Consider the following 15,332-nt stretch of genomic DNA (forward strand, 5'->3'; position numbering starts at 1 on the left):
TCATATCAAAACCACATTTGAAACACCCTGTTTCCGGGGCGTTTAATCCTTAAGGGATAGGCAGCAACCCTTCCTATTTTTACTATCTTTGGTTTATGAATGAAAACCTGGATCCCTCTACCCAAAACCTGTCTCAGGAAGAGCTGGCCATAGAAAAGGCCCTGAGGCCAATATCTTTTGACGATTTTACCGGTCAGGCCCAGGTTCTGGAAAACCTGAAGGTCTTTGTTGAGGCAGCTAACCTGCGTGGTGAGGCACTGGACCACACCTTGCTGCATGGTCCACCCGGCCTGGGTAAAACAACCCTGGCGCATATCCTCGCCCATGAATTGGGTGTAGGGATAAAGGTAACCTCCGGACCGGTTCTGGATAAACCTGGTGACCTGGCAGGCCTGCTTACGAACCTGGAGGAGCGCGATGTGCTTTTTATTGATGAGATCCACCGGCTGAGCCCCGTGGTTGAAGAGTATTTGTATTCGGCCATGGAAGATTATAAGATCGATATCATGATCGAAACCGGCCCCAATGCCCGTTCTGTACAGATCAACCTCCATCCTTTTACCCTTATAGGTGCAACTACACGATCCGGACTGCTTACAGCTCCAATGCGTGCGAGGTTTGGCATTACCAGTCGACTGGAATACTATTCCACCGAGTTGCTTTCAACCATTGTACAGCGAAGTGCAGATATACTGAAAGTACCCATTACCAATGAGGCGTCTATTGAGATTGCGGGAAGGAGCAGGGGTACACCCCGTATAAGCAATGCCCTCTTGCGCAGGGTGCGTGATTTTGCACAGATCAAGGGAGACGGAAGCATAGATATTGAAATCTCCCGTTTTGGATTGAAGGCCCTTAATGTGGACGCCCATGGCCTGGATGAGATGGACAATAAGATCCTGGCAACAATAATTGATAAGTTTAAAGGAGGTCCTGTAGGTATCAGTACACTGGCCACCGCTGTATCGGAAAATGCGGAAACCATTGAGGAGGTGTACGAACCTTTCCTGATTCAGCAGGGGTTTATCATGAGGACACCCCGGGGCCGGGAAGTAACTGAACTGGCCTACAAACATCTGGGAAGAATAAAAGGAGGAACTCAGGCCGGTTTATTCTGAGCAGGCTGTACATTAATACTTATAATTATGCCTCTTTTCGAAAAAGAAGAAACTCCCGTTAAGGTAAGGATTCAGGGGAAAACGCTGCATTGCAGGATTTGCGATCACGATACATTTTATAAAAGGCGTTCTCAACTAAACACCAGGGCTGCAACCTTCTTAAATTTAGATTGGGCCAACCGCAGCGCCTTTTGTTATGTCTGTGCCAAATGCAGTCATATTGACTGGTTTCTGGAAGAACAATGAAGAACCTGCCCACTATCTCCCGACGGGAAGTATTCAAAAACAGGAAGAGGATCCTCAAAAACCCCTTACCCTTCCACAGAGAAAATTTTGAGCGACTTGGTGACACCTTCAGAGTTAAGGTAATACTTGGCCCCTCGGTGGTATTTACCAGGGATGCCGGTATTATTGCGCATGTGCTGCAAAAGAACCACAAGAACTACCAGAAATCGACATTGCAAACCCGGGACCTGGCCCGTTATATAGGCGAGGGTATTCTCACCGCTACCGGGGAACACTGGAGGGTGCACCGCCGCATGATACAACCGGCATTTCACAGGAAGAAACTGGCCGGACTGTTTGGCATAATGAAGGAAACCATTGCCCGGGAATTGCAACGCATCACAACGGAAGAAATTATAGATGTGTTTCCCCTTATGGGAGATCTCGCCTTTCAGGTGGTAGCCAGATCTCTTTTCAGCGGATCGAATATTTCCCACCAGATGAATCGGCTACAGCAAATTACTGAGGATAACCAGCGGATGCTGATACAGGAAATGCGCCAGCCCTATCTGAAATGGTGGTTTCACCTGAGTGGCAGGATCAAGCGGCACCTGAAAATGGCAGAAGAGGGCAGAAACCTTCTGGATGAACTGATTGAGCGTCGTATAAGCAGCAAGGAACACCCGGACGACTTGTTGGATATGTTGCTGAACTCCCGCTATGAAGATGGAAGTCCTATGCCCAGGAGACAATTAATAGATGAAGTACTCATCCTCTTTACCGCAGGTCATGAAACTACGGCCAACGCCCTGAGCTTTTCCCTTTACCTTTTGGCCAGGCACCCTGAAATTCAGGATAAACTCTATGAGGAAGTTAAGAACATAGATTGGGAAGGGGCAGATTTACTTGCCGAACTTCCCAAACTGCAATTCACCAAGCAGTGTATAGAAGAAGCCCTGAGGCTGTACCCTCCCGTTTACGTTATAGACCGCGTAACCGTACAGGAGGATAAGGCGGGCAAGCTGATTTTTCCCCGGGACACCCTGGTACTACTTTCCATATTTGAGCTGCATCGCTCCAGAAAACATTGGGAAGATCCTGAAAAATACAATCCGGAACGCTTTGCACCAGAGCGCAAGAAAGATTTTTCAAAGGTTTATTACCCCTTTGGCGGAGGTCCAAGGATGTGTGTGGGTAATAATTTTGCCATGTATGAAATGATGATTACGCTGGGACTTATTGCAAAGCAATATCGTCTGGAATCTCCAGCAAATGAGCTGGAATTGGATCCGCTCATTTCTTTAAAGCCAAAGAAAGTTCCCATTCTTTTCCACCCCAGGAGTTCCTGTTAGGGACTTTGATCAGGCATAAAAACCTTACAATTGAAATGGGAAGGAATCTATTAGTATTGAAGGATTTTTTGTTTTAATTTCTTTTCTATTGCTCAAAATTAGGATTGCTTATTTTTGGGTTATAATGGGATCTCCCGAAAAACATGCGGAAGCAATCAAAGCCGAAGCCAAACGCCTCGGCTTTTTGTCATGCGGTATCTCCAAAGCCGTATTCCTTGAGGAAGAAGCCCCTCGTCTGGAAAAATGGCTAAAAAAGGGTATGCAGGGAGAAATGCAATACATGGAGAACCATTTCGATAAACGCCTGGACCCTCGTTTACTCGTTGATGACGCAAAATCCGTAATCTCTGTTTTGCTCAACTATTTCCCGGAAAAAACCCAGGATGAAGGGACCTATAAAATCTCCCGGTATGCCTACGGCCAGGACTATCACCATGTAATGAAGTCCAAGTTGAGACAATTAATGGAATTTATAGAGGAGTCTGTTGGAGAAGTAAATGGCAGGGCTTTTGTAGATTCTGCTCCTGTTCTGGACAAGGCCTGGGCAGCAAAAAGTGGCCTGGGCTGGATAGGGAAGAACAGCAACCTCCTTACACAGCAAGTGGGTTCCTATTACTTTATCGGAGAACTGATCGTTGATCTGGAATTAGACTACGATGGCCCTGTCACAGATCACTGCGGCAGCTGCACGGCCTGCCTGGATGCATGCCCTACCCAGGCCATTGTTGAACCTTATGTGGTGGATGGGAGCAAGTGTATTTCCTACTTTACCATCGAACTGAAAAATGAGATCCCCAGTCAAATGAGGGGCAAGTTTGATGACTGGATATTTGGTTGCGATGTATGCCAGGAGGTTTGCCCCTGGAACCGTTTCTCCAGGCCCCACAGCGAACCCTTGTTTCAACCCCATCCGGAGCTGCTGGCCATGGGCAAAAAAGACTGGGAGGAGATCACGGCAGAAGTGTTCCGGAAGGTCTTCAAAAAATCCGCAGTTAAGCGCACCAAATATGCCGGACTGAAACGAAATATCAGGTTCCTGGAATAAATTTCTTGCCGGATACGGGCCTTCATGAACCCAAAGAGGGGCTTAATATGTCGAATGAGCTGGATAAAGCCCTATATTGGAACTTTGTTTTTTGCCGTGATAGAGTAAAACCAACTGAAACCACATTGAACTAACTAATGAGAATAAAAAAACCAACACTTAGTTTTTGGCAGATATTCAACATGAATGTTGGATTTTTGGGAATACAGTACAGTTTTGGACTGCAACAGAGTGCCATCAATCCGATATTCCTTTTCCTGGGGGCCTCAGAGGAAATTTTACCCATTTTAAATATCGCAGGCCCCGTTACCGGACTGATTGTCCAGCCCCTGATAGGGGCAATTTCTGATAAAACCTGGTCTCCCCGATGGGGGAGGAGGAAGCCATTTTTCCTTATAGGCGCCCTTTTGGGGAGCTTGTGCCTGTTTGCTTTTCCGCTCAGTCCGGCCTTATGGTTCGCCGTAGGGTTACTATGGATTTTGGATGTTGGGAATAATATGGCCATGGAGCCCTACAGGGCTTTTGTGGGCGATAAGCTTCCTGAAAAACAACTTAGCATTGGTTATCAGATGCAGAGCTTGTTTGTAGGAGCTGGTATTTTGCTGGCCAATGCCTCAATATTTTTGTTCCAGGACTGGTTTGGAGGAGGAGAGGAAATAAGCGGACAAGTGCCAAAGTGGTTGTACTATTCGTTCTTTATAGGTTCTTTTTTATCTATTGCCACCATTTTGTGGTCCGTATTGAAAACACCTGAAATTCCACCAACCGATGAGGAACTGGAAGAGATCAACCGGCACAAGGCACTTTCATTTTCAGAACGATTCAAAGTGCCATTTGTTGAAATTGCCCATGCGGTTAAGGATATGCCCAAGTTCATGTGGAGCCTTTCCGTAGTGTACCTTTTCCAGTGGTACGCCCTCTTTATTTACTGGCAGTTTATTACGCCACTTTTTCGGACTACCATGGGCTTCGACACCTCACAGGCGGCTGCCCAAGCAGCAAAGATGAGCACCACTTACAATGTGGTAACTGCAGTAGTAGCCCTTATCCTGGTGCCCTTGACGATGAAGTTTGGCGGAAAAAGAATATATGCACTGAGCCTTTTTGGGACATCTATTGCGCTTTTCGCCATACCTCATATCACGGACCCTGTTTATGTATTATTCCCTATGGTGTTGTTCGGAATAGGGTGGGCAGCGATGATGGGTATCCCCTACAGTATGGTATCCAAAATTGTGCCCCAGGAAAGGCGGGGGGTCTATATGGGAATCCTTAATATGATGATTGTGATTCCCATGGGGATACAAACGCTCACCTTTGGCCCGATCTTTAAAAACCTGCTCGGGGCAAATTCGGTGAACGCCATGTTGTTTGCCGGTACCTGTTTTGTAATAGCAGCCAGTCTGGCTCTCCGGTTAAAAGTGGTCAAGGATCCCAACGGGGATTAGATATTGCCTGATATTGTCAGGTGATTTTCCCAAATTCAGGGGAATACCCGTAAATTTGTGCTTTATTCTATCCTATGACGAACAATAAAAAACGTCGCGAAGCGCTGGTATACCACGCCAAACCCCAACCGGGTAAGATAAAGGTGGTTCCAACCAAACCCTATGCTACCCAGAGGGACCTGGCGCTTGCCTATTCACCCGGAGTGGCCGAACCCTGCCTGGAAATCAATAGGGATAGGGAAAACGTGTATCGCTATACCGCTAAAGGGAATATTGTGGCGGTGATTACTAATGGGACCGCAGTCCTCGGTCTGGGAGATATTGGCCCTGAGGCAGCAAAGCCTGTGATGGAAGGAAAAAGCCTGCTCTTCAAGATATTCGCTGATATCGATGGAATAGATATTGAGCTTGATACCAAAGATGTTGACCAGTTTGTAGAAACGGTCAAAACCATAGCTCCTACTTTTGGAGGGATAAACCTTGAAGATATCAAAGCCCCGGAGGCTTTTGAGATTGAAAGGCGCCTGAAGGAGGAGCTGGATATCCCGGTAATGCATGATGATCAGCATGGTACCGCCATAATATCAGCAGCAGCCCTGCTTAATGCCCTGGAGCTAACCAACAGGAAAATGGAGGAGGTAAGGATCGTGATAAGCGGAGCTGGTGCAGCTGCCGTATCCTGTACCCGTCTTTACAAGGCCTTTGGAGCCAAAGCCGAAAACATCCTGATGCTGGACAGCAAGGGGGTTATACGCAAAGACCGGGAAGGGCTCACCCCTGAAAAATTGGAATTCGCAACAGACCTTAAGGTTTCCACTCTTGAGGAGGCCATAAAAGGTGCTGATGTCTTTATTGGCCTTTCCATTGCAGATATAATGACCCCGGAAATGCTGCTCTCCATGTCCGAAAACCCAATTGTCTTTGCCATGGCGAACCCGGACCCGGAGATTGACTACAACCTTGCCTGTAAAACCCGGGAAGACATCATTATGGCTACAGGCCGGTCTGACCACCCCAACCAGGTAAACAACGTACTGGGATTCCCCTTTATCTTCAGGGGTGCCCTGGATGTAAGGGCAACCAAGATCAACGAAGAAATGAAAATGGCCGCGGTAAAAGCCCTGGCCGATCTGGCAAAAGAACCAGTGCCAGAACAGGTTAACATTGCTTATGGAGAAACCAAACTAACTTTTGGCAAGGACTATATCATTCCCAAACCCTTTGATCCCAGGCTTATAGCAGAAGTCCCGATGGCCGTAGCCAGGGCTGCTATGGAAAGTGGAGTAGCAAAAGCTCCTGTGGCGGATTGGGAACGCTACAGGGAAGAATTGCTATCCCGTTCAGGAGATGACAATAAGGTGATCCGGTTGTTGATGAACAGGGCCAAGGCAAACCCAAAGAAAATTGTTTTCGCCGAGGCGAATCATCTGGATGTGCTTAAGGCGGCCCAGATCGCTTACGAAGATGGATTTGCACTCCCCATTTTGCTCGGTAATCACGGGGTTATTGAAGAATTGAAGAAGGAGCTGGAATTTGATGCGGATGTGCCGATAATTGATCCCAAGGATCCCTCCAGTGAGGCGACCCGGGAAATTTATGCCGAGCGCTTTTTTGATGCGCGAAAGCGAAGCGGGGTTACCCTTTACGGAGCCCGTACCAAGATGAGGGAAAGAAACTACTTTGGGTCTATGATGGTGCTGGTTGGTGACGCCGATGGCATGATCACCGGCCATTCTCGTGCCTACAATAACGTAATCCGGCCCATATTTGAAGTTATAGGTCGTTCCGCCAATGTAACCAAGGCTGCCACGGCCCATATCATGATTACCAACCGAGGTCCGTTAATTTTGGCAGATACCTCAATCAACATTGATCCCAATGCGGAGGAACTTGCAGAAATTACGCGGATGACCGCCAATCTGGGTACGGCATTTGGATTTGATCCTGTCCTGGCCTTGTTGTCTTATTCGAATTTTGGAGCCTCCAGTCATCCGCATGCCACTAAGGTAAGAGACGCGGTAAGGCTGTTACACGAAAGGCATCCCGAACTTATTGTGGACGGGGAGATACAAACTGATTTTGCCCTCAACCGTAAATTGCGCAAATCCCAGTTCCCATTTTCAAATCTGGTAGACAAACGGGTCAATACACTCATATTTCCCAACCTGGAATCTGCTAACATCACCTACAAACTACTGAAGGAAGTACATGCCTCAAATTCCATAGGGCCCATTATGCTTGGCCTGAGAAGGGCAGTCCATGTACTGCAGCTGGGCGCCAGTGTGGAGGAAATGGTCAATATGACCGCAGTAGCCGTTATAGATGCCCAGGAACGTGAAAAGCGCAGGAAGGCACACATGTCCGGGAAAAGGAAGAAATAGTTTTAACTGAGAAACCGATTCGGATGATAGATCACTTAAATGGTCGGATGCTTGAAAAGAACCCTACTTACCTGGTTGTGGAATGCGCAGGGGTGGGGTATTTTGTGAATATTTCCCTCAATACCTTTTCCAGGGTTCCCGATCAGGAAAACATAAGGATTTATACCCATTTACAGGTCAAGGAAGACTCCCATACCCTTTTTGGCTTTGCCGATAAAACGGAGAGGGAGATCTTTCGCTTGTTAATCTCTGTTTCCGGCATCGGTTCCAGCACCGCGCGCACCATGTTATCGTCCATGAGCCCTGAACAAGTCAGGGATGCCATCGCCTCCGGTGATGTGGCCCTGATACAGTCAATAAAAGGGATCGGGGCCAAGACTGCACAGCGGGTTATCCTCGACCTGAAGGATAAGATTTTAAAAATCTACAACTTAGAAGAAGTTTCCACAGATTCAAACAATACAAATAGAGAAGAAGCGTTATCTGCTTTAGAGGTTCTTGGCTTTGCCAGGAAACAGTCAGAGAAGACTGTAGACCAGGTTTTATCCCAGGATCCTTCTCTTAGCGCAGAGGACATTATAAAACGGGCGCTGAAAAATTTGTAACTAGTTTGAAAAAAGGGGCGTTTTCAACTCTTAAATCCTGTTCATTTAAGGTTGCTTTCCTGTTTACCTTATTTCTTGTCGGATCCCACGGGGTTTCTGCACAGGAAGAACAGCCTGCGGACTCCGTACAGACAGGAGTTGCCCTGGGACGTATTCTTCTTGAAAACCCTGAGAGCATAGTCTCTAAATATACCTACGATCCTAAGTTAGACCGCTACATCTACACAGAGACTGTTGGTGAATTCAACATCAGCTATCCCATAATTCTAACGCCCGAACAATACCTTGAACTGGTCCGGAAAGAAGGAATGAAGACCTACTTCAAGGACAAGATCGACGCCTATTCGGGTAAGAAGGCAGGAAGTGAAGAGGCCCGTAAGAACCTGCTCCCCAATTTCTATGTCAACAACAGTTTCTTTGAATCTGTTTTCGGAGGCAATACCATTGAAGTGATCCCACAGGGTTCCGTTGCCATGGACCTGGGTGTGATATGGCAGAAAAACGACAACCCGGCCTTATCCCCTCGGAACAGGACTAACCTGTCCTTTGATTTTGATCAGCGAATCAGCCTGAGTATGCTTGGAAAGATAGGGGAGCGACTGCAGGTAACAGCCAATTACGATACCGAGGCTACATTCGATTTCCAGAACCTCGTAAAACTGGATTATACGCCAACCGAGGATGATATTATCAGGAAGATTGAAATCGGTAATGTAAACCTGCCCCTGAACAGTTCACTTATAACCGGAGCGCAAAGCCTTTTCGGGGTTAAAACACAACTTCAGTTCGGGAGGACTACGGTAACTGCAGTGTTTTCCGAGCAACGTTCCCAGAACAATACTGTAGTAGCCCAGGGAGGTGGTACTTTGAATGAATTTGAACTCACCGCACTGGATTACGACGAGGACCGTCATTTTTTCCTGTCGCAATACTTTCGGGATCAATACGATCAGGCCCTGGAAAATTACCCCTTTATTCGCAGCCAGGTTCAGATTACCCGCCTTGAGGTTTGGGTTACTAACAGGAGCCAGCAAACCCTTAATGTACGGAATGTGGTGGCACTCCAGGATCTGGGAGAACCCATCAAGGAGAAAACCAGGATAGGTATTGCCAATGGGGAGCCCGCCGGTTTCTTCAATATTCTGGCTTCCAACCCTGAAGTTCCCAGGAACGGGGCAAACGATTTTGATCCGGCGCTTATTGGCAACGGCGGGTTATTGACGGAAGAAATTCGGGACATAGCCACCGTAGATGATGGCTTTTCAGTGTCTACCGGCTATCAGATCAACCAGGGGTTTGATTATGCGATCCTTGAAAATGCACGCAAACTGGAACAGGGAAGGGACTATTCCTTCAATTCCCAGCTGGGCTATATCTCCCTGAACCAGCGATTGAGCAATGATGAAGTCCTTGCAGTAGCTTTCCAGTATACCTTCAACGGAGAGGTCTTTCAGGTGGGAGAGTTTGCCAATGGAGGGATCGACGCAACAACGGTTTCGGCCGGGGTAACCCCTGAAATCAACAATAATACACTGGTGCTGAAATTGCTGAAAAGCAATATCACCAACGTCAATGACCCTATCTGGGACCTGATGATGAAGAACATCTATTCCACCGGGGCATTCCAGCTGAGCCAGGAAGATTTTAAGTTCAATATCCTTTATTCGGATCCAACCCCGAGGAATTATATTACACCAGTTGATCCCAACGATGGTTGGCCCACGGTTCCCGAGCCTCTTGAAGACCGCATCCTTATCGATGTCTTTAATCTGGATCGCTTAAACATCTATAACGATGTGCAACCTGGCGGAGATGGTTTCTTTGATTTCATTCCGGGAATTACGGTAAATACACAGGGAGGGCAGATCATCTTTACCAAGGTAGAGCCTTTCGGAGAATACCTCTTCAACGTTCTGGGTGGAGGTACCTATGATGCGGAAGATGATCAGGGGTATAACCTCAACCAGCAAAAGTACGTATTCAGGAACATGTATGCGCAAACCAAGGCGGCTTCCTTGCAGGATGCAGAAAAGAACAGGTTCCGACTTAAGGGACGATATAAATCTGAAGGCTCAGGGGGCATTCCCATCGGGGCTTTCAATGTGCCCAGGGGTTCTGTACGGGTAACTGCCGGGGGCAGACAATTGCAGGAAGGAATTGATTATACAGTGAACTACCAGGCAGGAACAGTACAAATACTGGACCCCAGCTTGCAGGCTTCCAACACGCCCATCAATATTTCTGTGGAAAACAACGCGGTTTTTGGACAACAGACCAGGCGCTTTACCGGAGTAAACGTTGAGCACAAATTCAATGAAAATTTTATTCTGGGAGCTACCCTGCTGAATCTGAATGAACGGCCACTCACCCAGAAATCCAATTTTGGCGTAGAACCGGTAAATAATACAATTTTTGGCCTCAACGGAAATTTTTCTACTGAGATACCTTTTTTAACCCGCCTGGCTAACAAATTACCCAACATAGATACGGATGTTCCATCAAACCTTTCCGTAAGGGGGGAAGTGGCTGTTCTAAGACCCAATTCTCCTAAGAATGCCGATTTCCGGGGGGAAACCACCACTTACCTTGACGATTTTGAAGGGGCGCAGGCGCTGATAGATATACGCTCTTCACTGGGTTGGTCTCTGGCCAGTACACCTGAAGAATTCAAGGTAGATGGAGAGGACGACCTGGAAACCGGATTTGAAAGGGCTAAAATGGCCTGGTATACCATAGATCCTATATTCTACACCAACCAGAGGCCGTCTACGATCTCAGACAATGATATTTCAACCAATGCCACAAGGCGCGTGTTTATTGATGAAGTCTTCCCGCAGATAGATGTGGCACAGGGCCAAACCACAGTACAAAATACCCTGGACCTGGTATACTATCCGAACCGGCGAGGGCCTTACAACGCCAATACCAATTTTGCTACCCTGAATCCTGATCAGAAATGGGCGGGGATAATGCGTTCCCTCAGCAGCACCAATTTTGAACAATCCAATGTGGAGTTTGTCCAGTTCTGGGTGCTGGATCCTTATGTAGACGGTACTACAAATAGTCCGGGAGAACTGGTGATCAACCTCGGGAACATCTCAGAAGATATCCTGGAAGATGGCAGGAAGCAATACGAAAACGGTCTGCCAGGGCTGAACAGCAATGAATTAACCACGGCTACCGCCTGGGGTAAGGTACCCTCCACACAATCGCTGGTGTATGCCTTCGATGCTGATGAAACCAACAGGGGTCTTCAGGACATCGGCTTTGATGGCCTGGACGATGCAGGGGAAGCTGCCCAGGGCTATACAGGCCCGCCTGAAGATCCGGCACTTGACAACTACCAGTACTACCTGAACAGGGAAGGCGGCATCCTGGAACGCTACTATGATTTTAACAATCCGGATGGAAACTCTCCGGTTGAGGTAACCAATACCAACAGGGGGTCTACCACCTTGCCCGATGTGGAAGATGTGGATCGAGACCTTACCATGAACACCATTAACAGTTATTACGAGTACCGCATCCCTATTGGACCCAATACTACTATTAATGATCTTTATGTAACGGATATCAAGGAAGGGGTTACACCCAATCTGCCCAATGGTTCCCAGCTGAATAGGAGGTGGATCCAGTACAAAATCCCACTGAGCGATTTCACAGATGCTGTTGGGGGTATTTCCGATTTCCGGTCCATTAGTTTTATGCGGATGTACCTCACTGGATTCTCGGACGATGTGGTCCTCAGGTTTGCCACCCTGGATCTGGTTCGGGGGGATTGGAGGAACTATACCAAGACGCTCGAGACCAATGGTGATGATCCTGCCGATGATGGAACAATCGTGGATGTAAATACGGTTAACATTGAGGAAAACAATTCCAGGATACCCATTCCATACGTTTTGCCTCCGGGTGTGGTCAGGGAACAACTGAACAACAATAACACCATTATCCGCCAGAATGAACAATCCCTTTCTTTTGTAATTGAAAACCTGGAGCCCCAGGATTCCCGTGGGGTGTTTAAAAATGTCAATATTGACGTAAGGCAATACGAACGTATCAAGATGTTCCTGCATGCCGAGAAAATTGTGGATTCGGACTACCTTAACGATGATATACCGCTGGTTGGTTTCCTAAGGATTGGAACCGATTTTTCCGAAAACTTCTACCAGATAGAGGTGCCCCTGCAATTCACCTCCTTTGGTGCCGCCACCCCTGAGGAAATATGGCCCGATGTGAATGAACTTGATATCGCTATCTCTGACCTGAATAAGATCAAATCACAGGGCATAGCCGATCAGACCCTTGCAGACCTTTCTTTTTATGAAGTTATAGATGGAGAGGTAGTAGCTGTACCCGAGTTTGCGCCAAGGACCCCGGGAAGGATGCGTATTGGGATTCGCGGTAACCCTTCTCTGGGTAGCATTCGAAGCATGATGGTAGGGGTTAAGAATATAGACCTTGTTCCGGCAAGGGCAGAAGTGTGGTTTAATGAATTGCGCCTGGCGGGACTGGATAACAATGGCGGTTGGGCTGCAGTTGCAGCGGTTGATGCAAACATGGCCGATTTTGCCAATGTTTCGGCTACGGGAAGCAAAAGCACTTCCGGCTTCGGGTCCATAGATCAGATGCCAAATGAGAGGCTCAGGGAAGATGCCATAAGCTACGATGTGGTTACCAACGTGGAAGTGGGGCAGCTCTTCCCCAAAAAATGGAACTTGCAGATCCCGTTTAACTATGGGATTTCGGAACAGCTCATCACACCTGAATTTGATCCTGTTTATGACGACCTCAAACTGGAAGACAGGATTGCTGCGGCAACCACCCAGGCGGAAGCAGAAGAGATACAGGAACAGGCTGAAGATTATACCAAGAGAACCAGTATTAACTTTATTGGTGTTCGAAAAAACCGGGGGCCGGAAGCCCAGGAGAACTTTTTCGACATAGAGAATTTTACCTTCAATTATTCCTACAACGAAACTGAACACAGGGATTTTGAGGTGGCACAGTTGCGGGACCAGAATGTAAAGGCAGGGTTTGTCTACAACCACAACTTTAAACCAGCTCCGGTGGCACCTTTCGCAAAAAATGATTCCCTGTTTAGAGGGAAGTACTGGAAATGGCTCAAGGATCTCAATATTAACCTGTTGCCATCCAGCCTGTCTATCAGATCAGATATCAACCGGCAGTTTAACCAGCAGCGCTTCCGCGATGTGCTGGAACCAGGTGTTGAACGTTTGGAACTGCCTTTGCTGCAGCAACGGAATTACTTGTTCAACTGGGAGTATGCCCTTAACTACAGCCTTACCAAATCACTCAGGGTAAACCTCACGAGCTCCAATAATAATATTGTCCGGAATTACTTTACTGAAAAGGGAAATCCGGATTCTCCAATTGATGAATCACTGGAAGTATGGGACGGTTTCTTTGATATAGGTGAGCCGAACCGCCACTCCCAGCAGATGCAGGTCAATTATGAACTTCCGTTCAATAAGATTCCTATTTTCGATTTTATAAATGCCCAGTACACCTATACCAGCAACTTCGACTGGCAGCGCGGTGGAGATGCCATCAGGGAAGTAACGGGTGAAAATATCAATACCATACAAAATGCCCAGACCCACACCCTCACGGCTGCCCTCAGTATGCAGCGATTTTATGATCAGATCGGTCTGAGGAAAAGGGATACCAAAGGTCCGACCCAGCCCGTAAGGCGGGATAAGGCCGGGAATCTTCCCAGCGGAAGCCAGGAGCAGAAAACAAGAAAGGCCAGCGGACTTGGAAATGCCCTGATTGACGTGCTGACCATGGTAAAGCGATTGAATATAAACTACAGCGAAAATAACGGACAGGTCTTACCCGGTTATACCCAGTCCATTGGTTTTATCGGTACAACCCGTCCCACGCTCGGGTTTGTATTCGGAAGTCAGGCAGACGTAAGGTTCGAAGCCGCAAGAAACGGCTGGCTCACTACTTTTCCTGAGTTTAACCAGCAATTTATCAAGAGGAAGAATACCCAGCTGAATGTTACGGCCACGGCACAGATAACCAATGATCTTACCATAGATCTTACAGCCGACAGGCAGTATACAAGCAGCCTTCAGGAAAACTTCAAAGTTGAAGACGGAGAATATATACAGCAGACGCCCAACACCTACGGCAATTTCAGTATATCCACACTGATGATTGGCACCTTCTTCAGCAAGAGCGATGAGATAAGTTCCGATATTTTTGAGACCTTCAAGGAAAACAGGATTACAATAGCCAATCGCCTGCTTTCGGACCGGTCTGGCGCCGATGAAGGACTGGATGCAGACGGCTTCCCTATACGTTACGGAAAGACGAGCCAGGAAGTGCTTTTACCAGCTTTCTTTGCGGCTTACACGGGCCAGGATGTAGACCGTGTGAACCTCGACGCCTTTCGCCAGATTCCCATTCCCAACTGGAATATCAAGTACACCGGATTGATGCGTAACAAATGGTTCAAGAAGAAGTTCAAGCGTTTTTCGCTTAGCCATGGCTACAGGGCTGCATATAGCATAAACAACTTCCAGACTAACCTGGAACGGCAGAACAATCCGATAAACCCGGAGAACCAGGATCTTCTTCCTGAGAATATCATCAACAATGTGGTGTTGACCGATCAGTTTAATCCGCTGATACGGGTAGATTTTGAAATGAAGAACTCCCTGAGCGTGCTGGCAGAAGTAAGGGCAGACCGGGCACTTTCACTGAGTTTCGACAACAATTTGCTGACCGAAATCAACGGCAAGGAGTATACGCTGGGATTGGGTTACCGCTTTAAGGATGTAAAACTGGTTACCAATTTTGGGGGTGAGAAACAGCGCCTGAAGGGAGATCTCAACCTCAAGGCAGACATTAGTTTGCGCGATAACATAACCATTATTCGCAACCTGGATGTGGACAACAACCAGATCACCTCCGGTCAAAACCTGCTATCTGTTAAGTTTACGGCAGATTACGCGCTTAGCAAGAACCTGAATGCACTCTTCTTCTACGATCATTCATTCTCCCAGTTTGCTGTATCCACAGCCTTTCCACAGACTACTATCAACACGGGGTTTACGCTCAGGTATAATTTCGGGAATTAATCTACTGATCGGACGCAGGTTCTCTCTGCATTCTCACAGATGCTTC

7 protein-coding genes are annotated in these 15,332 nt (G+C 47.4%); all 7 read left to right on the top strand.

Annotated features, from left to right (window positions below; genetic code table 11):
- The first annotated feature begins 95 nt into the window (after positions 1–95).
- Complete coding sequence (gene ruvB / locus OO016_RS05400) at positions 96–1,118, top strand: Holliday junction branch migration DNA helicase RuvB (protein ID WP_266011461.1); 1,023 nt, start codon at positions 96–98, stop codon at positions 1,116–1,118.
- Between the two features lie 242 nt (positions 1,119–1,360).
- Positions 1,361–2,695, top strand: a complete 1,335-nt coding sequence (locus OO016_RS05405) for a cytochrome P450 (protein WP_266011463.1) — start codon at positions 1,361–1,363, stop codon at positions 2,693–2,695.
- Positions 2,696–2,819: 124 nt separating this feature from the next.
- Positions 2,820–3,740, top strand: a complete 921-nt coding sequence (gene queG, locus OO016_RS05410; protein ID WP_266011465.1) for a tRNA epoxyqueuosine(34) reductase QueG — start codon at positions 2,820–2,822, stop codon at positions 3,738–3,740.
- Between the two features lie 137 nt (positions 3,741–3,877).
- The gene (locus OO016_RS05415) at positions 3,878–5,188 is read left to right on the top strand and encodes an MFS transporter (RefSeq protein ID WP_266011466.1); all 1,311 of its coding nucleotides are present in this window, start codon (positions 3,878–3,880) and stop codon (positions 5,186–5,188) included.
- A gap of 74 nt (positions 5,189–5,262) precedes the next feature.
- Positions 5,263–7,569 (top strand): NADP-dependent malic enzyme, encoded by a 2,307-nt coding sequence (locus tag OO016_RS05420; RefSeq protein WP_266011467.1) that lies wholly within the window; start codon positions 5,263–5,265, stop codon positions 7,567–7,569.
- Between the two features lie 23 nt (positions 7,570–7,592).
- Complete coding sequence (gene ruvA, locus OO016_RS05425; RefSeq protein ID WP_266011468.1) at positions 7,593–8,174, top strand: Holliday junction branch migration protein RuvA; 582 nt, start codon at positions 7,593–7,595, stop codon at positions 8,172–8,174.
- A 5-nt stretch (positions 8,175–8,179) separates the two neighbouring features.
- A complete protein-coding gene (sov, locus tag OO016_RS05430) occupies positions 8,180–15,286 on the top strand; it encodes a T9SS outer membrane translocon Sov/SprA (protein ID WP_266011470.1) in 7,107 nt (2,368 codons plus the stop codon).
- The last annotated feature ends 46 nt before the right edge of the window (positions 15,287–15,332 follow it).

The organism is Lentiprolixibacter aurantiacus (genome assembly GCF_026241225.1).
Classification (GTDB): domain Bacteria; phylum Bacteroidota; class Bacteroidia; order Flavobacteriales; family Flavobacteriaceae; genus Lentiprolixibacter; species Lentiprolixibacter aurantiacus.